The following is a 22,305-nucleotide window of genomic DNA, read 5'->3' on the forward strand; positions in this document are numbered from 1 at the left end:
AAGAATATGTCCAGTTTATCGATACGCAGCATCCGCAAGGTGTACACGAATGGCGTCGAGGTCCTCAAGGGCATCGACATCGAGATCAAGGATGGCCAGTTCCTGATCCTCGTCGGCGGCTCCGGCTCCGGCAAATCGACCTTGCTCAATATGGTGGCCGGTCTGGAAAGCGTCACCTCGGGCGAAATCCTCATCGACGGCAAGGTGGTCAACGACCTGCCGCCGAAGGACCGCGACATCGCCATGGTGTTCCAGTCCTACGCGCTGTACCCGTCGATGACGGTGCGCGAAAACATCGCGTTCGGCCTGAACGTGAAAAAGGTGCCGAAGGCGGAGCAGGAAGAAATCGTCTCGCGCGTGGCCGAAACGCTGCAGATCACGCACTTGCTGGACCGCCGCCCGGCGCAGCTGTCGGGCGGCCAGCGTCAACGCGTGGCCATGGGCCGCGCCATCTCGCGCAAGCCCTCGCTGTTCCTGTTCGACGAACCGCTGTCGAACCTGGACGCCAAGCTGCGCGTGGAAATGCGCGCCGAGATCAAGCTGCTGCACCAGCGCCTGAAGGCCACCATCGTCTACGTCACGCATGACCAGATCGAGGCGATGACGATGGGCGACCTGATCGCCGTCATGAAGGATGGGGTGGTGCAGCAACTGGGCACGCCGCAGGAAATCTACGACAATCCGGCCAACCTGTTCGTGGCTGGCTTCATCGGCTCGCCATCGATGAACTTCATCACCGTCAAGCCCGTCATTGAGGGCAACGAAGTGTTTGCCGCCATCGATAACGCGGGCAAGAGCATGCGCCTGGCCTTGCCATTCGCCGCCGACAAGCTGCGCAGCTATGCGGGCCGCGAGGTGATCCTGGGCGTGCGCCCGGAGCAGATCACGGACATGAGCAGCGCGCACGGCGACGTGGGCCAGGAACTCGGTTGCCTGATCGATCTGGTCGAGCCGACCGGCCCCGATACCCTGCTGACGACGCGCCTGAACGGCGCCGCCGTGACTTGCCGCACGCATCCGCGCGAAGCGGTGCTGCCGGGGCAGACCATGCAGCTGTCGTTCAACCTGTCGAAAGCGGCCCTGTTCGATCCGGCCAACGGCGAACGCATCGCCTAAGCGCCACCTGCCATGAAAAACGGCCCGCTTGTCCAGGCGACAGGCGGGCCGTTGTCGTTTACGCCGCTGCGATTATCGTGCCAGTGATTGTTTGTACGCGATGGCGTAGCTCAGCTTGCCTTTGTTCTGCGTCAATTCTTCCAGCGTTTCGCGGTCGACCTTGTCCAGCGCGCCCAGGTCGGCGGCGCTCTTGCCGCCGCTGACGATATCGCCGGGCCGCAGCGCCGCCATGGCCTGCGCCGCTTGCAAGATGGCGTTGGCGTACGCCGCGCGGTCCAGCAGGTCGATGTGCGCCAGGTCCGGCGCCGGCATGCCGCGCAGCCAGTCGGCCCAGTAAAACTCGAGAAATTCCGTGGCCTTGCCAGGCGGCTCGTAGCCGATCTCGCGCGTAAAGTAGACGAGCGAGCGGTAGGGGTCGTCGCCGAGCGTGCGCAAGCCGATGGCGGACGGCAGCTGCTGCGGCGTGATGGCCTGGTTCTTGCCGTTCTTCAGCCAGACCTTGTTTTCTGCGCGCATGCGGGTCCAGAAGGCCGCTTCGTCCAGCGCGCTGAAATTGTCGCTGACCTTGACCCAGACCTGCAATTGATGATTGCGCCCGCCATCGGCTTCCCAGAAGGTGGAAAACGTGTGGTGGCCATCGGTCAGGTACACGATGCCGCGCGGGCCGATGACGACGGTCTTCATGTCGTCCGGGCGGCTGCCGACGGCCGCCTTGCAGCGGTAGCCGGCCGGTGGCGCGGCCAGGGTGGCGCCGGCCACGTTGGCCGTGTCGGGCAAGACGTCGCCCTGGCCATTGGCTTCGCACAGGTCGGCGAATTTCTTCGGCTTGGCGATGTCGGCGATGTGCTTTTCTTCGGCCGCATAGCGTCCCAGCTTGTAATACACCTGGTCGTAGCCGATGGCAGGCTGGGTCGGATGCAGTTCATCGAGGCGCACCTGCAGGATGCGCGGATGGGCGGCGCTGCCCACCACGGTAGACATCAGCGCCTGCTGGCGCGCGCTGAGGGCGGGCGCGACGGCGGCATCGCGGGCCCAGGCCATGCTGGCGAAAGACAGGGCCAGCGCGGCGGCGGCCCGGGGGAATGCGGCGTGCATGCGACCTCCGAAGTGAGCGGTATGGCGTGCAGCATAGCGCGGCACGCGATTTCGCGCAGTCCGATAGGCGCATGCACTGCGCCAGATCAAGACAGCTTCTAAAACCACGTCTCCACTTGCAGGCCGAACGAGGTGCCGCTGGTGGCGTTGCCGTACACGGGCCCCGATTCATTGGCCTTGTTGACGGCGGCCGTGGCGGCGTCGTTCCATTTGCCGTAGGTGACGAAGGCGCGCAGCTCGGGACGCGACCAGTAACCCTTGCCCGCCGTCAGGGTGGGCGCGAAGGTCAGCTTGGTCAGGCGCTGCGCGGCGCCGCCCGTGGGCGAGGTCACGCGGTCCGTGCCCAGCTCGAACTGCAGCTTGAAGTTGTCGTTGACGGCATACACGGGGCGCACGCCCAGGGTGGTCCAGGTCGAGCTGCCGCCCGAGACGTTGGACTTGTCGCGCTGGACGATGGCCACCATTTCCGCGCTCCATTCGGGCGTCGGCTGTATCCACAGCGAATTGAAGATGCGCAGGCGCGTGACGTCGCTGCCGTTGCGGATCGAACCCGTGGTGCCCATGCGGTCGCAGCACTGGCCGCCGGCGCCCGTGCCTGGCCCCACGCCGTACTGGATGCCGAAGGTGTTGGCGCCGCCCCATACTTTATCCTGCTTGTGCAGCACGGTGGCCTGCCAGCCGCCGTGCGAGGTGCTGTCCTTCTTGTCGGGCGTGATGAGGGTGGTCAGCACTTCCAGCGTGCCATCCTGGTTGACGGGAATGCCCTGGTAGACGAGGTTTTGCCGGATGGCCGAGTTGCCGGGCTTGTCGTTATCCTTGAAGAAGCCATAGCTGATACGGCCCGGTCCCAGCTTGTACTGGTCGATGCCGCCGCCCGTGCCGTTCATATTGATATATTGCAAGTCCAGCATGTGGATGTCGGGACGCATGTAGTAGCGCTTGCCGATCCAGGCCGTGCCGCCGTTGAGCGTGGGTATGTTTTTCGCTTCCACGTACATCTTCGACATGCTCAGGTCCGAATCGCTGACGGCGGAGCTGGGCGTGTAGGCGGCCACCATGATATGGCCGACGAAGCTGACGCCGTTGGCCGACTTGGCCATTTCCTTCTGGTATTCGAATTCGCCATAGGTGTCGCATTCGTTGCCGAGCCGGTAGCGCATGGTGTTGCCGCCCAGGCCATAGCAGCTTTGCGGGCCGCGGCTGTCCGTGCTCGAGCCGAGGCCGGCGCGGAAGTAGCCGTGGTATTCACCTTCGGCATCGCTGGCGTGGGCGGCGCCGCAGGCCAGCAGCATGGTGCAGGCGAGGGCCAGCGAGGTCTTGATCGGGTGTTGCATACAATCTCCTTGTCGTTATTAAAATGCGTGCTTGGGCACGTCGTATACCGGATCGCTGCCGATCCGGTCGGGGGACTGCCTGGGCGTGAAGGCTCAGGCGGCCAGATTCTGTTTCGAGGAAATCAGGTTGCCGGGCTGGCGCCGCGTGCGCGCCACGCCCTGCGCGTCGAACAGATGGAAGGCGCTGCTGGCGGCCGAGACCGTGAACGGCTGGCCCAGCGGCACGCGGTTGTTGCCGTCGCCGCGTATCACCAGTTCCTGGCCGTTGTCCAGGCTCAGGTAGATGAAATTGGCTTCGCCCAGGTGTTCCACCAGGCTGACGACGCCCTGGAAGCGGGCGCTGCCGTTGCCGTTTTCCAGGATGTGCTCGGCGCGCAGGCCCACCGTGACGGCCTCGCCCGCCCGCAGGCCCGCCGGATCGACGAGGGCCGTGATTTCCTGGCCGCTGGCCAGGGCCACGCGCACGCCATCTTCCTCGGCGGCAATGACTTTTCCCTCAAAGAAATTCATCATGGGCGCGCCGATGAAGCCGGCCACGAAGCGGTTCGCCGGCTGCTGGTACAGCTCCAGCGGCGTGCCCGCCTGCTGGATATGGCCGCCATGCATGACGACGATCTTGTCGCCCAGGGTCATCGCCTCGACCTGGTCGTGCGTCACATACACGATGGTGGCGTTCAGCTGGCGGTGCAGCTTGGCAATTTCCAGCCGCGTCTGCACGCGCAGGGCCGCGTCGAGGTTCGACAGCGGCTCGTCGAACAGGAACAGCTGCGGTTCGCGCACGATGGCGCGGCCGATGGCCACCCTCTGGCGCTGGCCGCCCGACAGCTCGCGCGGCAGGCGCTCGAGCAGATGGTCGATCTTCAGGATGGCGGCCGCGTGGCGCACGCGCCGGGCGATGTCATCCTTGCCGGCGCCGGCGATCTTCAGGCCGAAGGCCATGTTGCGGAACACGCTCATGTGCGGATACAGCGCATAGCTCTGGAAGACCATGGCGATGCCCCGTTCGGCGGGCGGCAGGTCGTTGACGACCTTGCCGCCGATGGACAGCGTGCCGTGCGAAATGCCTTCCAGGCCGCACAGCATGCGCAGCAAGGTCGATTTGCCGCAGCCGGAAGGGCCCACCAGCACGACGAATTCACCGTCGCGGATGTCGAGGTCGATGCCGGCCAGCACGTTCGTGCGGCCGTCGTAGGATTTGCTCAGTTGTTGCAGGCTTACATGGGCCATGGTGCACCTATTATTTGACCGCGCCGGATGTCAGGCCGCGGATCAGTTGACGAGAGAAAATGACGTACATGACGAGCACGGGAATGACGGCCAGCGACAGCGCCGCCAGCACGGAGTTCCAGTCGGTCACGTATTGCCCGATGAATTGCTGCACGCCCAGGGTGACGGTCTTGGTGCGGTCCGACGGCGCCAGGATCAGCGGGAACCACAGGTCGTTCCAGGCGGGAATCATGGTGAACACGGCCACCGTGGCGATGGCGGGGCGGATCAGGGGCAGGATCACCTGGAAGAAGATGGCGAATTCGCCCACGCCGTCGCAGCGCGCCGCATCCTTCAGTTCGCGCGGCACCTGGCGCACGAATTCGGACAGGATCATCACGGCCAGCGGCAAGCCCTGCGCCGTGTACACGAGCACCAGCGCCGTCAGGGTATTGATCAGGTCGAGCCGCACCACCAGTTCCAGGATGGACACCGTGCCCAGGCGGATGGGAATCATGATGCCCAGTGCCAGGTACAGGGTCAGCAGGCGGTTGCCCGTGAACGTGTATTCGGACAGTGCCCAGGCCGCCATGGCGCCGAACAGCACGATCAGCAGCAGCGACAGCAGGGTGACGAACAGGCTGTTGCCGAAATACAGCAGGAAATCCGAATTGGCCAGCACCTTGTGAAAGCCCACGAGGGAAAAGGTGGCGGGCGTGGGCAGGGCCAGCGGATTGTCGAAGATGGCGGCCCGCGTCTTGACCGAATTGATCAGGATCAAGACGATGGGGAACAGGGCGATCAGGGTGTAGCCGGCCAGGATCACGTGCACGGCGGCGCGGCCCAGGGGGCGGGTGGAAACGTTGCGCATGGCGGCCCTTACAGTTCGTAGCGTGTCAGCTTGCGCTGCACGAAAAAGAAATACACGCCCACGCCCACGAGGATGACGAGGAACATCATGGTGGCCACGGCCGCGCCCATGGTGGGGCTGCCCAGCTGGGCCTGGTAACCGAAGAAGGTGCGGTAGAAGAAGGTGCCGAGGATGTCGGTGGCGTAGTTCGGCCCCGCCAGCGCGCCTTTCACGGAGTACACGAGGTCGAAGGCATTGAAGTTGGCGACAAACGTCAGGATGGTCACCAGTCCCAGGGTGGGCCAGATCAGCGGCAGCTTGATTTGCCAGAAGATGCGCATCGCGCTGGCGCCTTCCGCGTGGGCCGCCTCGATGATTTCCTCCGGCACGGCCAGCAGGGCCGCATAGATCAGCATCATGGGAATGCCGATGTATTGCCAAACAGAAATGAGCGCGATGGTCAGCAGGGCCGTCGATTCCTGGCCCAGCCATGGCGCGAAATAGCTGCCGATGCCCACGCCATCCATCAGCGACTGGCCCACGCCCCACAGCGGCGACAGGATCAGCTGCCAGATGAAGCCGATGATCACCACGGACAATAATGTGGGCAGGAAGATCAGGGTGCGGTAGCTGCGCTCGCCCTTCAGCCCCTTGAGGCTGAAGAGGGTGGCCAGCAGCAGGCCGATGGGATTTTGCAGCAGCATATGGATGAGGAAAAACTTGCAGTTGTTCCACATTGCATTCCAGAAACTTTGCGACCATTGCGGGTCGAACAGGATGGTGGCGTAGTTGGCCAGACCGGCAAAATGATGGCGGCCGCCCTCATCGGTCGTGTACAGGCCCAGGCGCAGGGTATCGGCCAGGGGCAGGGCGCTGAACAGCGAGTAGATGATCAGCGCCGGCGCCAGGAACACGGCCACGTGCCAAGGGAAAGCTTTCTTCACGGCGAAACTCCAGACGAATAAAAACACCGGCGGCGGGGCCGCCGGCAAAACCGCGCCACCGGGCCGCTGCATCGCATTGCTCAGGCCGGTTGCGGGGGGAGGATGGGGGGGATTACTGCTGCAGCTTGTACCACTTGGCAAAGCCGGCCTGGATCTGGCGCGCCGCGTCCTTCGGCGCCAGCTTGCCGTTCAGTACCTGGGCGTTGACGTTCCACAGCTCGTTTTCCATGCTCGGTTCGCCCCGGTTGAGGATTTGCGCGTTCAGGCGGATGGTCGAGGCGCAACTGGCGCGCCAGCCGTTCATCTGCTTGGCCAGCGGATCCTTGATGGAAATCAAATGGTTCGACAGCGAGAAGAAGCCCGTCACCTTGTTGGTGTAGATGTCGGCGAATTCCTGCGAACCGAGCCAGGCGAGGAATTTGTAGGCGTCTTCCTTGTTCTTCGACTTCTTGTTGACGCTCATGCCGATGTCCGTGTGGTCCGAGATATAGCACTTGTCGCCGGCCTTGCGCACGGGCGGGTTGAAGGCGCCCAGTTCCAGCTCCGGATCCTGCTTGAAGTAGGCGATGTCCCAGGAGCCGGACGGATAGATGGCGGCCTTGCCCAGCGCGAACTGGTTCTGGCTGTCGCCATAGGTTTGCGCGCTGGCGCCCTTGGACAGATAGCTGCCCAGCCGGGCTTCATATTCCCAGGCGGCGACGAATTGCGGATCGGTAAATTTGGCCTTGCCCGCGATCAGCGCCTTGCGGCCATCCTCGCCCTTCCAGTAATTGGCGCCGATGCTGGTAAACACCACCTGGTTCGCTTCCCACTGGTCGGCCGTGCCCAGCGCCAGCGGCGCATACTTGCCGCTCTTCTTGACCGTTTCGAGCACCTTGAAGAATTCCTCTTCCGTGGCGGGCGGCTGCAGTTTCAGTTCGCGGAAGATTTTCTTGTTGTACAGGAAACCATGCATGACGGAGGCGATCGGCATGCAGAAGGTGTCCTTGCCATCGTCCGTCTGCCACGCCACCTTGGCCGAGGCGGGAAAATTCTCCATGCCGGCCTTGCCGTCGAGCTTTTCCAGCTGGCCCCGCTTGTACAGGGCCAGCGAGACGTCGAACGGGCGGCAAGCCAGCAAGTCGCCTGCCGTGCCGCCGCTCAGGCGCGCGTTCAGCGTGGAATCGTATTCGGTGGGGGCGGTGGGCGAAAACTTGATCTCGATGCCCGGATGTTTTTTCTGGAAGGCGGGGATGAGCACCGTTTCCCACAGGGTCTTGTCGTCCACGCGCCAGCTCTCGATGGTAAGCGTGCCCGCTTGCGCCGTGCCGCTGGCCAGCAGCAGGGCCAGCAATGTGTTGCGCGCGGCCACGCCGCCTTGTGCATGCAATCGCATGATGTCTCCTTGTTGGTGTTGGTCTTGTTTGGCTGCCTGATACGCTGCAGTTGGCGGACAGTAGCATCGGGGGAAATGTGACGCCAGCTTCCGGCTTTGCGCTGATGATCGTTTCTTATCTTGTTGATTTCAAAGGATAATATTGAAATGCGCAGGTGCGCTTGCTTACCTTTCCTTACCGTCGGCCGCTGCCGTGGCGCGCCGTGCGGGGCGTCGGGCGGGCGCGGCCGCCTGGACGCCGTGCAAGATGGCGCAACAAAAGCTCACGTTTCTTTACAAATCAGGTGACTAAATTACCAACCTGCTGTTTTGTAGTTGGGCTATAGTTTGTCGCGACAAGAACAAGGGGACAGCATTGAAGACGCTACCGCGCAGCACCGCCGACCGCCATGCCGGGGCCGCCCGCCGTCGCGGCGTGGCGGCACTGGCACTGCTATCACTGATGTGGACCGGCGTGCCCGTGCGGGCCGAGCCGCTGCAAGTGCTGCACTGGTGGACCTCGACCGGCGAGCGCCGCGCGGCCGACGTGCTGGTGGCGCGCCTGGCGCAGGAAGGCGTCGAGTGGCGCGACGCGGGTATCGCGGGCGGCGCCGGCGTCGGCGCGGGCAAGGTGCTGAAGAGCCGCGTGCTGGCCGGCAATTCGCCGGAAGTCATGCAGCTGATCGGCTACACCCTGGGCGAGTGGAGCGACCTGGGCCTGCTGCTGCAGCTCGACAGCGTTGCCGCCAGCAACAACTGGCGCGCAACCATGTATCCGACCGTGTGGGGCCTGCTGCAGAACCGCGGCCATACGATGGGCGTGCCGGCCGGCATCCACCGCATCAATACGCTGTTTTAAAACCGCAAGATTTTCCAGCGCCTGGGCCTGGCCGTGCCGCGCAGCTGGAGCGACTTCGAGCGCGTGGCCGCCACGCTGCGCCAGGCCGGCATCACGCCGCTGGCGCAAAGCAGCGAGGCGTGGCAAGTGGCCACCCTGTTCGAGACGCTGGTGCTGGCCGAATCGGGACCTGCCTACTACCGCGCCCTGTTTGTCGACAAGAAAGCCGAGGCGTATGCGGACCCCCGCCTGCGGCACGCCTTGCAGCGCTTGAGGTCGCTCAAGCAATGGATGGCGGCGCCGCTGCGCGAACAGAGCTGGCCCGAGATGGCGCGCCAGGTCGGTGATGGCGAGGCGGCCATGTATATCATGGGCGACTGGGCGAAGGGCGAGCTGAACGCCTGGGGCCGCGCCACGGACGAGGTCTTCGGCTGCGCCGCCGCGCCCGACACGGGCGAATATCACCTGTACAGCATCGATACGCTGGCCATGTTTGCTTCCGACTACACGCACCAGGGCGCGCAGGAAAAGCTGGCGCAGGTGGTCGCTTCGCCGTCCGTGCAGCTCGAGTACAGCCAGGTAAAGGGCTCGATTCCCGCCTTGCGCCAGGCCGACCTGTCGCGCCTGGACAGCTGTGGGCGCGCCTCGGCGCAGGCGTTCGCGCGCGGCGCCGCCTTCCAGGCGCCCAGCCTCGTGCACCGCATGGCCACCGATGAAACCAGCAAGGACGCCATCATCGCCGAGGTGCACCGCTATTTCCTTACTGATACGATCAGCGCGGCCGACGCCCAGCGCCGCATCGCCAGCATGTTGCAGGCGCTGAATAAAAAAGGACGAGACCATGTCACGCAAAATCCTGGTCGTTGACGACGATCAAAAGACCCGCATGCTGTTGAAGGCATATTTGGAAAAGAATCAATATGAGGTCAGCCTGGCGCACGATGGCGCCACCTTCCTGGCCGAATTCCACCGCCACGTCGACAGCCTGTCGCTGGTGATCCTCGACGTGATGTTGCCTGACACGGACGGCTTTGCCTTGTGCAAGGTAGTGCGCGCCCGCTCGAACGTGCCCGTCATCATGCTGACGGCCAGCTCCGACGAGACGGACAGGGTGGTGGGCCTGGAGCTGGGCGCCGACGACTACATCGCCAAGCCCTACAGTCCGCGTGAATTGCTGGCGCGCATCAAGGCCATCCACCGCCGCACGGGCATCGACGCGGCGGCGCCGCCCCGCTATTACCGCTTCGTGGGGTTCACCCTCGACACGCTGGAACGCACGGTGACGGATGCCGATGGCGAAGCGCTGCAACTGACGGGCCTCGATTTCCAGCTGCTGCGCTATTTTGTCGAGCATCCGGGCGATATCCTCGACCGCAGCGTGCTGTGCGAACAGACGCGGGGGCGCGACGCGGGTCCGCTCGACCGCTCGCTCGACGTGCAGGTGAGCCGGCTGCGCCTGCGCCTGAAGGATGATGGCAAGCAACCCGTGCTGATCAAGACGGTGCGCGGCGCCGGCTATGTGTTTTCGGCCGACGTGAGCAGTGCGCATGCCTGAGCGGGGCGCGCGCCGCCTGCTCGAGCGCCTGCTGCCGCCATCGCTGCTGGGCCGTCTGTCCGTCGTGATGGTGGCGGGCGTGCTGGCCACGCAACTGGTGGGCAACCTGATCTGGGCCGCGCAGCTGCGCCGCGACTCGGCCGTGGAGGCGCGCATGGCTTCGCAGCACCTGGCCCGCAGCGCCAGCAGCACCATCCGCTTCTTTCTCAGCCTGCCCGCCAATTACCGGCCCATCCTGATCCAGCAATTCCGCGAGATGGGCGGCACGCGCTTCTTTGTCAACGTCAACCAGGGCCCGCTGGCCATCCGCGAAATCGCGCCGCACGCGCTGGCCGACACGGTGGTGGCGACCGTGGGCGCGGCGTTGAAGGCGGATTTGCCGCAGCTGGCCGGCTACCGCGTGGGCTTCGCCTGGCCGGCCGACCTGGTGGTGGCCGACAGCGGCGCGCGCATCGGCGATTTGCCGGAAAACTGGGTCCAGCATATCTTGCTGCTGAAACCGAATCCGGCCCCCGTGCTGGTGATCCAGGCGGAACTGGAACCGGGCAATTGGCTGTACCTGGCGGCGCTGATGCCGAATCCGTATTTCTTGCAAAGCAGCAACCCTTGGACCCTGGACCGGGTACTGCTGCAGGCGCTGTCGCTGGCGGCCGTGCTGTTGCTGTCCATCCTTGTCGTGCGCTGGACCACGCGGCCGCTGGCGGCCCTGTCGGACGCGGCCGAGGCCTTTGGCCGCGGCGAGACGCCGCCGCCCCTGCCGCAGACGGGCAGCCGCGAGTTCGTGCAGACGGCGCGCGCCTTTGGCGCCATGCGCGAGCGCATCCAGCGTTATCTGGAAGACCGCGAACGCCTGTTCGTGTCGATTTCGCACGACTTGCGCACGCCCATCACGCGTTTGAAACTGCGCACGGAACTGCTCGACGACGATGTGCAGCGCAATGAATTCCACGATGACCTCGACGAGCTGGACATGATGGTCAAGGGGGCGCTGCAATGCGTGAAGGACAGCGACATCCATGAAAACGCCACCGAGGTGCGGCTCGACGCCTTGCTGCAGCGCATGGTACGCGGCGCCCAACTGGCCGGCCACGAAGTGCATTACGTGGAGACGGGCCTGAGCGTGACGGCCAAGCCCCTGGCGCTCAAGCGCGCCATCGGCAACTTGCTCGACAATGCCTTGTTTTACGGCAAGACTGCCCACCTGTCCGCGCGCCGCGAAGGCGAGCACATCGTCATCCGCATCCGCGACGACGGCCCCGGCGTGGCCGAAGAGGCGTTCGCCAGCCTGTTCCAGCCCTATGTGCGCCTGGAACATGGCCGCGAGCAGAATGCGCATGGCATGGGATTGGGACTCGGTATTGCGCGCAGCATCGTGCAGGCCCACGGCGGCGAGCTGAGCCTGGCCAACCACCGCGAGGGCGGCCTGGAAGCGACCATCCGCCTGCCGGCGCAGTAAGGCGCCGGCGGCAGCGTCAGGCCAGCAGCGCGCTGGGCACGCGCGGCGAGGACATCAGGTCGCGGAAGGCGGCCCAATGCGCGGCACGCGTCGCGCCCTGGCGCTCGACATAGGCTTTCGCCATGTCCTGGCCCAGGTTGTAGTTGATGACGTACGCGCCCATGGCATCGTAGAACTGCAGGCGCTGCGCGGATTTCTCGGCCGGATACAGGCGCACGTTGACCAGCCATTCCAGCGCTTCTTCGCGCGTGATGCTGCCTTCGAGGTACTGGCGCGCGATGTCGTTGTCGGCGTAGCTCAGTTTGGCCAGCAAGGCATTGAGTTGCGCATAGCGGGGCGCCAGCGCCGGGTCCAGGCCGGCCAGCGGATACAGCACCTGCTGTTCGAAGTCCAGCCTTTCCGCATCCGTGAAACTCAGTTCGATGCCGTAATTGGCCGTGCCTTCGGCGATCAAGGATTGCGGCGAATACAGGGGATAGATGCAGTATTCCATCCAGCCCTTGCCGCGCACCAGGTCGCGTTCCAGCAGCACGTTATAGACGTGGTGGCCCGGATACGCTTCGTGGCAACCGAGGTCGACGGCGCGATCGATATACACGGGCAAGTCCGTATTGATCTGGATCACACTCTGGTAGTTGCCCTTGTACCAGTTGTAGCCGCTCCACGGCTGGTCGGTGACGAATTCCAATATAAAATCTTCGCCGTCGGGCAGGGCGATGTGCTGCAGGGTGCGCTCGCGGCCCATGCGGATGGCCGCGTCCATGACGGCGCGCAGCTTGTCGGCGGGAATGACGAGTTGCGCGCGCAAGGCGTTGACACGCGCGCTGACCGTGCCGGGACCGGGCAGCAGGGCGTCGATCTGCGCCACCAATGCTTCGTAGTACGCACGGCTGTGATGGGGTGAGACGGCATCGTACAGGCGCGCGCTTTGCGTATCGAAATCGAGGCGCGATCCCTGCAGCATGTCCGCCTTGGCCAGCACGGCCTGCAACTGCTTGCGCAGGTTGAGGGCGCGCAGGCAAGGTTCGTCGGCCAGCAGGGCCAGCGCCTCGTTTGCGCCATCCTTGATATCGCTCAAACCTTGTTGCTGTTCGACCGCTTCCTGTTGCCATGCGGGCGGGCCGTAATAGGCGTCCACGTACGACGCATCGTGCCGGCCCATGGCCAGGACCAGTTTGACGTAGCGTTCGGCTACGTCGGCAAGGGTAGGGGAGTTGCTGTCGTTGTTCGTCATGGCGGCAGGGTTTCGCGGTTGGGCAGCGCTTATTGTATAGCGCAATCGGCTGTGCGTGAGGCGTGTACGCGCACATCATTTCTCTACCGTAACTGAGGAACGACATCTTGATATGCATCAGTGATCCCGGCATTCGGCACCTGCGTCACGCGGTTTGGCCGCAAGATGGCGAGGTCTTCTTTTTTTATGCAACCACGTGATTTTCTCCTTGATCTTTCTTCGTTTATGGACGAATATGATGGTCGAGATCCGGCACTATCTGACGTCATCGGGCAGGGATTTATATACGGAATGGCTGAAACGCCAGCGCGATAATACGGCCAGGGTGGCCATAGCCCGGCGCGTATTGCGTATGATTCCCGGCAATTTTGGCGACCATAAATTTTGCCACGATGGCGTGTGGGAGTTGCGGATCGACGTGGGGCCTGGTTACCGCGTGTATTACGCCATCGCCGGCGAACAGATCATTTTATTGCTGTGCGGCGGCGACAAGCGCACGCAGCCGAAAGATATCGAATACGCCTGTGCCTGCTGGCACGACTGGAAGGAGAGAGGACATGAAAGAGGAACCAAGCAAACCACCGAGAGACCGCTCGCATGACGAGGCGATGGCTGAACTGTACCGCGATGATCCCGAACTCGCCCTCGAATTGATCAACAATATCCTCGTCGATGGCGACCATGGCGAACTGCTGGCCGTGCTGCGCCAGCTGACGCGCGCCTTTGGCGGCGTGCCCGCCGTGGCGCAGGCGGCCAAGCTCAATCCCACCCAGCTGTACCGCACCCTGTCGCCCGATGGCAATCCCTCGCTGAGCACCTTGACGGCCATCCTCGATGCCATGGGCTTGCGGCTGGCCGTGGAACCCAGGCAGCCGTTTTCCGCGCCGGCTGCCTGAGTCCACGGGGCGCTTAGAACTCCACGGGCCGAGCTTCGCGCATCGCTTGCGTCATGGCCAGGCCGATGCGCGTCGCTTCCGTCGCATCGTGCAAGGTCAGCGACAGGGTGCGCCGGCCCAGCGCCGCATCCGTGAATTCCTGCGCCTCGATCAAAAAGGCATCGGCGAAGCGGGCATAGAAGTCCGGCGTGCATTCGTTGCGCACGCCATGCGCGTCGGAGATTTCCACGCGGTTCAGGCGCGGATTGCTGCCCACGGCCAGGCGGCCCCCCGTGCCGAACACTTCCGTCAGGGTCTCATGGCCATGCGCCATGGTGCGCGACGCCATGAAGCTGGCCATGCTGCCATCGCTGAACTCGACCGTGGCCAGGCCATTGTCGACGTCGCCGAACGCTTGCAAGCCCGTGTGGATGGCGTTGGTGCCGCTCGCATACACGCGCTTGGGCACGGGATTGCCCAGCAGCCAGCGCGCCAGGTCGATATCGTGCACGCTGCAATCGAGGAAGATGCCGCCGCTGGTGGGGGCGAAACGCATGAAGGCACCGCTGGGGTCGTTCTGGTCGCAGGTTTGCGAACGGACAAGGTAGGGCTTGCCGATGAGCCCTAGTGCTATCTTTTGCTGTGCATCATGGTAGCTGGCGTCGAAACGCCGCACGAAGCCGATCATGATGGTCAGCTGCGGGTGGCGCGCCGCTTCCGCTTCCACCTTCAGGCAATCGGCCAGGTCCAGCGACAGCGGCTTTTCGCAAAACACGTGCTTGCCGGCGCGCAAGGCGGCGATGATCTGGTCCGCATGCAGCGAGGTGGGCGTGACGAGAAACACGGCGTCCAGGCCGGGATGGGCCAGCAGCGCATCGTAGTCGGCATAGCCGGTGGTGATACCCAGCTGGCTGGCGGCCCAGTCCAGTTCGGCCGGCACGGGACTGCAGGCGGCGACTACTTCGGCGTTCGGCACGCGCTGCGCCAGGTTGATGGCGTGGCGCTGGCCCAGCCGGCCCAGGCCGACGATGCCGACTTTTAATGTTGGGGATGACATGGTGTCTCCAGGTATTTTTATTATTGGTTTATAAAGTGACGACGCGCTGTTCGCGCCACGACAGGGTGGCCGCTTCCGCCAGTTCCAGTGCCTTCAAGCCATCGTGGACGGTGGTGCGCAGCGGCGTGCCGTGGCTGAGGGCGTCAAAGAAGTGCGCCATTTCCTGCGCGTAGGCCACGCGATATCGTTCCAGGAAAAAATCTTCCGGCTTGTCCACGCTGACGTTGACGGCACCATAGGCCGTCACTTCCGTCGGCTTGTGGTTGCCCGCCTGCAGCATGCCGGCGCTACCCAGCACTTCGAAGCGCTGGTCGTAGCCATAGGCGGCGCGGCGCGAGGCATTGATCTGGCACAAACGTCCCTTGGCCGTGCGGATGGTGACGACGGCCGTATCGAGGTCGCCCGCTTCGCCGATGGCCGGATCGACGAGGCAGCTGCCCGTGGCGTGCACGCTGACGGCTTCATCGTCGAGTATCCAGCGGAAGATGTCGAAATCGTGGATCAGCATATCCTTGAAGATGCCGCCCGAGACCTTGATGTAGCTGACGGGCGGTGGGCCCGGATCGCGGCTGGTAACGACCAGCAATTCCGGCGTGCCGATTTCGCCCGCTTCAATGCGTGTCTTGACGGCATTGAATGTCGGGTCGTAGCGGCGCTGGAAACCCAGCATGCACAGCACCTTGGCCTCCTTGACGGCGGCGGCGCAGGCGCGCGCCCGGTCGAGGGTCAGATCGACGGGTTTTTCGCAAAAGATGGCCTTGCCGGCGGCGGCCGAGCGCAGGATCAGGTCCGCGTGCGTGTCCGTGCTCGAGGCGATGACGACGGCCTTGATGGCCGGGTCGGCCAATGCCGCTTCCACCGTGGCGCTGCTGCCGCCATGCAAGCCGGCCAGCGCGGCCGCCGCTTCCTGGTTGACGTCGACCACGTACTTGAACTGCACGCCGGGCTGGGCAGCCAGGTTGGCCGCGTGGATTTTGCCGATGCGTCCGGCGCCGAACAACGCTACTTCAATCATCATGTTCTCCTGGGGTGTGGATTTCTTCGATGTCGAGCTCTAATTTGTATGCCAGCGCGATGAACAGCGCCTGGCACAGGCAGATGGTGCTGGTCAGCGAGCGGAAGGCGAAGGCGCTGCCCTCGGTGACGGTGAGCAGCGCGTCGGCGGCCCGCGCGAGCGGCGCCAGCTTGCTGTCGGTAATCACCAGGACCTTGGCGCCCTTGTCTTGCGCCGCCTTGATGCACTGCTGGGTTTCCTTGCCGTAAGGCGAGAAACTGATGGCGATCGCCACATCGCGTTCGCGCACGCTGCGCATCTGTTCGCGGTGCATGCCGCCCAGTCCGCTAATCAGGTGCACGCGCTTGTCCGTGTGTTCCAGCGCGTAGGCGATGTAGGAGGCGATCGGGAAGGACCGGCGCACGCCGATCACATAGATGTTTTCCGCTTTCAGCAGCAGGTTGACGGCCGCTTCCAGTTGCGCGTCGTCGAGCCCTGCCGCCAGGTCGTCGAGGCCGGCGCGGCTGGCGCCGACGAATTCGCGCGTCAGGTCGCCTGCGCTGAGCGCGGCGTCGCGCGTGGAGATGAGCTTGCGGATGCGCTGCTGGTAGTCGGGCGTGGCGCCGGCCTGGTCCGTGTACGCCTGGCGGAACACATCCTGCATTTCGGAAAAGCCCGTGTAGCCGAAGCGCTGCGCGAAGCGCACGATGGCCGACGGCTGCACGTCGCAGGCGGCGGCGATGTCGCTGATGCGCTCGAGCATCAGGCTGGCGCGGTGCTTTTCGATGTATTGCGCGATGACTTTCAGCTGGCGCGACAGGTTGTCGTACTCGGTGGCAATGTGCTGCATCAATTGTTCGATGGGGGCGGTGGCTGCCATGATTTTTTTCCTTGGTGTACTTGCTGGGCCGTGATGCTGTATCAAGTTGCGCTACGGCTGGTTCTGGCGAGAATTATAGGAGGGAATCCTGAAAATAGAAACGAATTTCTATTTAAATTTATTTTGAAAATTTTATTGCATTTGTCTTTTTTGTGGCCTAAGCTGTGCGCAGTGCATCGGGTCTTGCCGGCTTTCCGGCTCCCCGCTGACACGCGACAAAAGCTGGCAACTATAAAAATTAATCCTTCAAGGAGACATTCATGCAAAGCAATAAGCGTAAGGGATTTCTGAAGAGCCTGGCCATGCTGGGCCTCGGCCTCGGCCTGGGACTGGGTCTGGGCATGAGCGCCAGCCACGCGGCAGGCGAGAAATTCGTGCTGATCAGCCATGCGCCCGATTCCGATTCCTGGTGGAATACCATCAAAAATTCCGTCAAGCAAGCAGGTGAAGACTTCAATGTCACCGTCGACTACCGCAATCCGCCGAATGGCGACCTGGCCGACATGGCGCGCCTGGTCGAACAATCGGCCGCCCGCAATTACGACGGCGTGATCGTCAGCATCGCCGACTTCAGCGTGCTGCAAAAACCGCTGGGCCTCGTCGCCGCCAAGAAAATCCCGTTTGTCACGATCAATTCCGGCACCCTGGCGCAAAGCGAGCAGCTGGGCGCCGTGATGCACGTGGGCCAGCCTGAATACGAGGCAGGCAAGGGTGCCGGCGAAAAAGCCAAGGCGGCCGGCATCAAATCGTTTGTCTGCGTCAACCATTACGCGACGAATCCGTCGTCGTTCGAGCGCTGCCGCGGCTTTGCCGAAGCCATCGGCGTCGATTTCAAGGCCGCCACCCTGGATGCCGGCGAAGATCCGACCACCATCGAAAGCAAGCTGAGCGCCTACCTGCGCAACAACCCGAAAACCCAGGCCGTGCTGGCGCTGGGCCCCACTTCGGCCCACGCTTCGCTGAAGGCGCTGGAAAAGATGGGCTTGAAGGGCAAGATGTGGTTCGCCACGTTCGACCTGTCCGATGAAATCTCGAAAGGCATCAAGGATGGCAGCATCCAGTTCGCCATCGACCAGCAACCCTACCTGCAAGGCTATATCCCCGTTGCCGTGCTGGCCATCATGAAGCAGGACAAGACCACGGACTTGGCCAAGGTGCGCGAAAAGCTGATCAATAACGCCAAGTTCAAGGCGCGCCTGGCCGAATATGGCCTGGCACCATCGTATGGCCCGCGCCATATCGGTTCCGGTCCTGGTTATGTCACCAAGGACAATATCGGCAAGGTGGAGAAATACGCTGGCCAGTTCCGTTAAGCACCCGCTTTTCAATTCAATTCAATCAATACCTTACAACGCCTAACAAAACCGTAGCGAGCGGATGGGAGTTGTGGTTGAGAACCGGCACTGTGCGAATGCACGGGGCCGCCGAGGCAGTGAGCATCGGAGACCGCAAATCGCGACGCGCAGTAGATTTTGATAGGTGTTCTTAGTTGTTGTCCCCGCGCGCAGGCCTAGCTTGCCGGCGCGCGGGTCCTGCCGCCCTGGAATTGTTGTCGAGGCTGGCAGGTTGCTATAAATCAAGGGAGACATAGCATGAGTACCGTGAAATTCAGCGTGGAGCAGGGCGGCATGGCCGCCTCGGGCACGCCGCCGCAAAAGCAGGGCCTTGATGAGCGCGTGGGGCAGGTCAGCTGGCTCAAGCGGCTGTTCAGCCGCCCGGAATTCGCCTCGATCTCGGGCGCCATCCTGGTGTTTGCCTTCTTCATCCTGACGGCCGGCGATTCCGGCATGTTCAACCTGGACGGCGTGATCAACTGGGCGCAAGTGGCCGCCTACCTGGGCATCATCGCCATCGGCGCCTGCGTCTTGATGATAGCCGGCGAATTCGACCTGTCGATCGGCTCCATGATCGGCTTTGCCGGCATGATGATCGCCATTCCTTCCGTCTACTTCCACTGGCCCGTGTGGGCCGCCATCCTGTTCGCCTTTGCCGGTTCGATGGCGCTGGGCTGGCTCAACGGCTACCTGGTCATCAAGACGCGCTTGCCTTCGTTTATCGTCACGCTGGCTTTCCTGTTCATCCTGCGCGGCCTGACCCTGGCCCTGTCCATCATGTTTGCCAACCGCACCATCGTCAGCGGCATCGGCGCGCTGGCCGCCGACGACTGGCTGGCCACGACCCTGTTCCATGGCGAAGTGGGCACCTCGCTGTTCGCCTGGATGGCCAAGGCGGGCTGGATCACGGCGCTCGACAATGGCGCGCCGCTGGTCAAGGGCATACCCAAGGTCATCGTCTGGTGGGCCGGCCTGGCGCTGGTGTCCGGCTTCGTCCTGGCCCGCACCCGCATCGGCAACTGGATCTTCGCCGTCGGCGGCGACGCCAACGCGGCCAAGAATGTGGGCGTACCCGTGAAAACCATCAAGGTCTCGCTGTTCGTCTTCACCGCCTTCTGCGCCTGCTTGTTTGCCACATTGCAAGTATTTGACGTGGGATCGGCCGCCGCCGACCGCGGCATGCAAAAGGAGTTCGAAGCCATCATCGCGGCTGTCATCGGCGGCGCCCTGCTGACGGGCGGCTACGGTTCCGTCGTCGGCGCCTGCTTCGGCGCGCTGATCTTCGGCGTGGTGCAGATCGGTATTACTTATACAAATATCAATTCCGACTGGTTCCGTGTCTTCCTCGGCGTCATGCTGCTGATCGCGGTACTGTTCAACAACTTTGTCCGTGCCCGTGTCACGGAAGCGAGATAAGCCATGAGCGAATACATCCTTGCGCTGGAAAATATCAGCAAACGTTTCGGCTCCGTCATCGCCCTGCAAAACGTCACCCTGCGCCTGAAACCGGGCGAAGTGCATTGCCTGCTGGGCGATAACGGCGCCGGCAAGTCGACCCTGATCAAGACCCTGGCCGGCGTGCACCGGCCCACCGATGGCCAATACCTGGTTGACGGCAAGCCCGTCAGCTTCAATTCGCCGAAAGAGGCGCTGGACCTGGGCGTGGCCACCGTCTACCAGGACCTGGCGCTCGTGCCCCTGCTGTCCGTGGCGCGCAATTTCTTCATGGGCCGCGAGCCGATCAAGAAGATGTTTGGCGTGCTGCCCGTGATGGATATGGAGTATGCAGCCACCACGGCGCGCGACAAGCTGGCCGAAATGGGCATCATGGTGCGCGACCCGCACCAGGCCGTGGGCACCATGTCGGGCGGCGAGCGGCAATGCCTGGCCATTGCCCGCGCCATCCACTTCGGCGCGCGCGTGCTGATCCTTGACGAGCCGACGGCCGCGCTGGGCGTGAAACAGTCGTTCAATGTGCTGAAACTGATCTACAAGGCGCGCGAACGGGGCTTGTCCGTGATCTTTATCACCCACAATGTGCACCACGCCTATCCCGTGGGCGACTCGTTCACCCTGTTGAACCGGGGCAAGTCGCTGGGTACTTACACCAAGGAAACAGTTTCCAAGGATGAGGTACTCGACATGATGGCGGGCGGTGCGGAAATGCAAACGCTGATGGCTGAACTCGACGGTGTCACGATTTAAGGATAACCATGAATAACCCGACACAATTTGCCCAGGGCCGCGCGCTCGACGTGATCTGCCTGGGCCGCCTGGCCGTGGACCTGTATGCGCAGCAGATCGGCAGCTCCCTGGAAGACGCGACGAGCTTTGCCAAGTACCTGGGCGGCTCTTCCGCGAATATCGCCTTCGGCACGGCCCGGCTGGGCTTGAAATCGGCCATGCTGTCGAAGGTGGGCGACGACCACATGGGCCGTTTCTTGACGGACACATTGTCAAAGGAAGGCTGCGACGTCAGCCACGTGGGCATCGACCGCGACCGCCTGACGGCTTTGGTGATGCTGGGTATCAAGGATAAAAACACCTTCCCCTTGATTTTTTACCGTGAAAATTGCGCCGACATGGCCATCGACGCCGCGTCGGTGGATGCGGCCTTCGTTGCCTCGAGCAAGGCGCTGTTGATCACCGGCACGCATTTCTCCACCGCTGCCATGCACGCCGTCAGCACCCAGGCACTCACATTGGCCCGCGCCCATAACGTGCGCACCGTGTTCGACATCGATTACCGGCCCGTGCTGTGGGGCTTGTCCGGCAAGGCGGACGGCGAAACGCGTTTCGTCTCGAACGAAGGCGTGACGCGCCACCTGCAGGCGATCTTGCCGCAGTTCGACCTGATCGTCGGCACGGAAGAGGAATTCATGATCGCCGGCGGCGGCGCCGACATCATGGCGTCCCTGCGCGCCGTGCGGGCCGCCACCCTGGCGACCCTGGTCGTCAAGCGGGGCCCATTGGGCAGCGCCGTCATCGACAATGTGGTGCCGCACAGCCTCGACGATGCCTATAACTACCGTGGCGTGCGCGTCGAAGTGCTGAACGTGCTCGGTGCGGGCGATGCCTTTCTCTCCGGTTTCCTGAAAGGCTGGCTGCGCGGCGAGGATTACGAGGCGTGCTGCCGCTATGCGAACGGCTGCGGCGCCCTCGTCGTGTCGCGCCACGGTTGCGCACCGGCCATGCCGTCGCCCGTGGAACTCGACTATTTCCTCGCCAACGCGGCAAAACTGACGCAGCCGGACCAGGACGCCACCTTGTCGCGCTTGCACCGCACGACGGTGGCGCGCAAGCAATGGGACGAGCTGTGCGTGTTTGCGTTCGATCACCGCACGCAATTCTTTGAGCTGGCGCAACAAACCGGCGCGCCCGAAGCGGCCATTGCGGCCTTGAAGCAATTGATGGTGCAAGCCGTGGCGCAAACGGAAACGGCCTTGCAATTATCCGGCAAGACGGGCGTGCTGATCGATGGCCGCTATGGCGTCGATGCGCTCAACGATGCGACGGGGCGCGGCTGGTGGATAGGTCGTCCCGTGGAATTGCCCGGTTCCAATCCGTTGCAATTCGACTGGGGCCGCTCCATCGGCTCGCACCTGCTCAGCTGGCCGAAGGAACACGTGATCAAGTGCCTGGTGCAGCTGCATCCGGACGACGCCGTGGAAAACCGCCTGGAACAGGAAGCGCAGATCAAGGCCCTGTATGACGCGGCGCAAGTGAGCGGTCACGAACTGTTGCTCGAGGTCATACCGTCGGAATCCTTGCCGCACGGTGACGATACCGTCTTGCGCGCCGTCAAGCGCCTGTACAACCTCGGCATCTACCCGGAATGGTGGAAACTGGAAAGCATGACAGCTGCGCAATGGCAAGCCATCGACGCTCTCGTGCATGAGCGCGATCCGTATTGCCGTGGCGTCGTATTACTTGGCTTGAACGCGCCGATTGCCGCCCTGGCCACCAGTTTTGAACAGGCCAGTGCCAGCACCACCTGCAAGGGTTTCATGGTGGGCCGCACCATCTTCCAGGAACCGAGCCGCCGCTGGCTGGCCGGCGAACTCGACGATGCGGGCCTGATCGCCGCCGTGCGCGCCAACTTCGAGCAGCTGATTGTCCTGTGGCAGCGCACGCGCAACCGCCTGGAGCGTGCGGCATGAGCGCCACCATCCGCCTGACCATG

At 63.4% G+C, this 22,305-nt stretch carries 21 protein-coding genes; 11 read left to right on the forward strand and 10 right to left on the reverse strand.

Annotated features, from left to right (window positions below; translation table 11 throughout):
- Positions 1–6: 6 nt before the first annotated feature.
- Positions 7–1,116: an ABC transporter ATP-binding protein gene (locus tag AC1RJW_RS23255; protein WP_493047057.1), complete on the forward strand. Its 1,110-nt coding sequence runs from the start codon at positions 7–9 to the stop codon at positions 1,114–1,116.
- Between the two features lie 72 nt (positions 1,117–1,188).
- On the opposite strand, the gene AC1RJW_RS23260 is transcribed toward AC1RJW_RS23255, so the two are convergent.
- From AC1RJW_RS23260 to AC1RJW_RS23285, 6 genes are all read right to left on the reverse strand, one after another.
- Positions 1,189–2,211: a ParB/Srx family N-terminal domain-containing protein gene (locus AC1RJW_RS23260; protein ID WP_493047058.1), complete on the reverse strand. Its 1,023-nt coding sequence runs from the start codon at positions 2,209–2,211 to the stop codon at positions 1,189–1,191.
- Positions 2,212–2,309: 98 nt separating this feature from the next.
- Positions 2,310–3,545, reverse strand: a complete 1,236-nt coding sequence (locus AC1RJW_RS23265) for a maltoporin (protein ID WP_493047059.1) — start codon at positions 3,543–3,545, stop codon at positions 2,310–2,312.
- A 93-nt stretch (positions 3,546–3,638) separates the two neighbouring features.
- Complete coding sequence (locus AC1RJW_RS23270; RefSeq protein ID WP_493047060.1) at positions 3,639–4,772, reverse strand: ABC transporter ATP-binding protein; 1,134 nt, start codon at positions 4,770–4,772, stop codon at positions 3,639–3,641.
- A 10-nt stretch (positions 4,773–4,782) separates the two neighbouring features.
- Positions 4,783–5,622, reverse strand: coding sequence for a carbohydrate ABC transporter permease (locus AC1RJW_RS23275; RefSeq protein WP_070218105.1), 840 nt, complete (start codon positions 5,620–5,622; stop codon positions 4,783–4,785).
- A gap of 8 nt (positions 5,623–5,630) precedes the next feature.
- The gene (locus AC1RJW_RS23280) at positions 5,631–6,545 is read right to left on the reverse strand and encodes a carbohydrate ABC transporter permease (RefSeq protein WP_070218123.1); all 915 of its coding nucleotides are present in this window, start codon (positions 6,543–6,545) and stop codon (positions 5,631–5,633) included.
- Positions 6,546–6,657: 112 nt separating this feature from the next.
- Positions 6,658–7,920, reverse strand: coding sequence for an ABC transporter substrate-binding protein (locus AC1RJW_RS23285; protein WP_493047061.1), 1,263 nt, complete (start codon positions 7,918–7,920; stop codon positions 6,658–6,660).
- Positions 7,921–8,275: 355 nt separating this feature from the next.
- Between AC1RJW_RS23285 and AC1RJW_RS23290 the strand changes: the two genes are divergently transcribed.
- From AC1RJW_RS23290 to AC1RJW_RS23305, 4 genes are read left to right on the forward strand one after another with little or no spacing between them, the layout of a single operon-like run.
- On the forward strand, positions 8,276–8,758 hold the full coding sequence (locus tag AC1RJW_RS23290) for a hypothetical protein (protein ID WP_493047062.1): 483 nt from the start codon (positions 8,276–8,278) through the stop codon (positions 8,756–8,758).
- A gap of 9 nt (positions 8,759–8,767) precedes the next feature.
- A complete protein-coding gene (locus AC1RJW_RS23295) occupies positions 8,768–9,604 on the forward strand; it encodes an ABC transporter substrate-binding protein (RefSeq protein ID WP_493047085.1) in 837 nt (278 codons plus the stop codon).
- The gene (locus AC1RJW_RS23300) at positions 9,579–10,292 is read left to right on the forward strand and encodes a response regulator (protein WP_493047063.1); all 714 of its coding nucleotides are present in this window, start codon (positions 9,579–9,581) and stop codon (positions 10,290–10,292) included. The genes AC1RJW_RS23295 and AC1RJW_RS23300 overlap by 26 nt, the downstream gene beginning before the upstream one ends.
- Positions 10,285–11,748, forward strand: a complete 1,464-nt coding sequence (locus tag AC1RJW_RS23305) for an ATP-binding protein (protein ID WP_493047064.1) — start codon at positions 10,285–10,287, stop codon at positions 11,746–11,748. The genes AC1RJW_RS23300 and AC1RJW_RS23305 overlap by 8 nt, the downstream gene beginning before the upstream one ends.
- A gap of 16 nt (positions 11,749–11,764) precedes the next feature.
- Here the strand turns inward: AC1RJW_RS23305 and AC1RJW_RS23310 are convergent, their stop codons facing one another.
- Positions 11,765–12,982: a hypothetical protein gene (locus AC1RJW_RS23310; protein ID WP_493047065.1), complete on the reverse strand. Its 1,218-nt coding sequence runs from the start codon at positions 12,980–12,982 to the stop codon at positions 11,765–11,767.
- Positions 12,983–13,217: 235 nt separating this feature from the next.
- Here AC1RJW_RS23310 and AC1RJW_RS23315 point away from each other — a divergent pair, with 235 nt between their 5' ends.
- On the forward strand, positions 13,218–13,583 hold the full coding sequence (locus AC1RJW_RS23315) for a type II toxin-antitoxin system RelE/ParE family toxin (RefSeq protein ID WP_493047066.1): 366 nt from the start codon (positions 13,218–13,220) through the stop codon (positions 13,581–13,583).
- Complete coding sequence (locus AC1RJW_RS23320) at positions 13,540–13,878, forward strand: helix-turn-helix domain-containing transcriptional regulator (RefSeq protein WP_493047067.1); 339 nt, start codon at positions 13,540–13,542, stop codon at positions 13,876–13,878. Before AC1RJW_RS23315 ends, AC1RJW_RS23320 begins: the two co-directional genes overlap by 44 nt.
- Before the next feature lie 13 nt (positions 13,879–13,891).
- On the opposite strand, the gene AC1RJW_RS23325 is transcribed toward AC1RJW_RS23320, so the two are convergent.
- Genes AC1RJW_RS23325 through AC1RJW_RS23335 form a run of 3 tightly spaced genes read right to left on the reverse strand, consistent with a single transcriptional unit; the run spans position 13,892 to position 16,788 of the window.
- Positions 13,892–14,914: a Gfo/Idh/MocA family oxidoreductase gene (locus tag AC1RJW_RS23325; protein ID WP_493047068.1), complete on the reverse strand. Its 1,023-nt coding sequence runs from the start codon at positions 14,912–14,914 to the stop codon at positions 13,892–13,894.
- Between the two features lie 28 nt (positions 14,915–14,942).
- Positions 14,943–15,929: an inositol 2-dehydrogenase gene (iolG, locus tag AC1RJW_RS23330; protein WP_493047086.1), complete on the reverse strand. Its 987-nt coding sequence runs from the start codon at positions 15,927–15,929 to the stop codon at positions 14,943–14,945.
- Positions 15,922–16,788: a MurR/RpiR family transcriptional regulator gene (locus AC1RJW_RS23335; RefSeq protein WP_493047069.1), complete on the reverse strand. Its 867-nt coding sequence runs from the start codon at positions 16,786–16,788 to the stop codon at positions 15,922–15,924. Before AC1RJW_RS23335 ends, iolG begins: the two co-directional genes overlap by 8 nt.
- A gap of 302 nt (positions 16,789–17,090) precedes the next feature.
- Here AC1RJW_RS23335 and AC1RJW_RS23340 point away from each other — a divergent pair, with 302 nt between their 5' ends.
- The 4 genes from AC1RJW_RS23340 (at position 17,091) to AC1RJW_RS23355 (ending at position 22,282) form a co-directional block, all read left to right on the forward strand.
- A complete protein-coding gene (locus AC1RJW_RS23340) occupies positions 17,091–18,101 on the forward strand; it encodes a sugar ABC transporter substrate-binding protein (RefSeq protein ID WP_493047087.1) in 1,011 nt (336 codons plus the stop codon).
- A gap of 315 nt (positions 18,102–18,416) precedes the next feature.
- Positions 18,417–19,538 carry an ABC transporter permease gene (locus AC1RJW_RS23345; protein ID WP_076573041.1) on the forward strand — a complete coding sequence of 374 codons (1,122 nt, stop codon included), beginning with the start codon at positions 18,417–18,419 and terminating at the stop codon, positions 19,536–19,538.
- Between the two features lie 3 nt (positions 19,539–19,541).
- Positions 19,542–20,327 carry an ATP-binding cassette domain-containing protein gene (locus AC1RJW_RS23350; RefSeq protein WP_076573036.1) on the forward strand — a complete coding sequence of 262 codons (786 nt, stop codon included), beginning with the start codon at positions 19,542–19,544 and terminating at the stop codon, positions 20,325–20,327.
- 8 nt (positions 20,328–20,335) lie between these two features.
- On the forward strand, positions 20,336–22,282 hold the full coding sequence (locus tag AC1RJW_RS23355) for a bifunctional 5-dehydro-2-deoxygluconokinase/5-dehydro-2-deoxyphosphogluconate aldolase (protein WP_493047070.1): 1,947 nt from the start codon (positions 20,336–20,338) through the stop codon (positions 22,280–22,282).
- Positions 22,283–22,305: the final 23 nt, after the last annotated feature.

Source organism: Janthinobacterium sp. GW822-FHT07A03 (assembly GCF_058798815.1).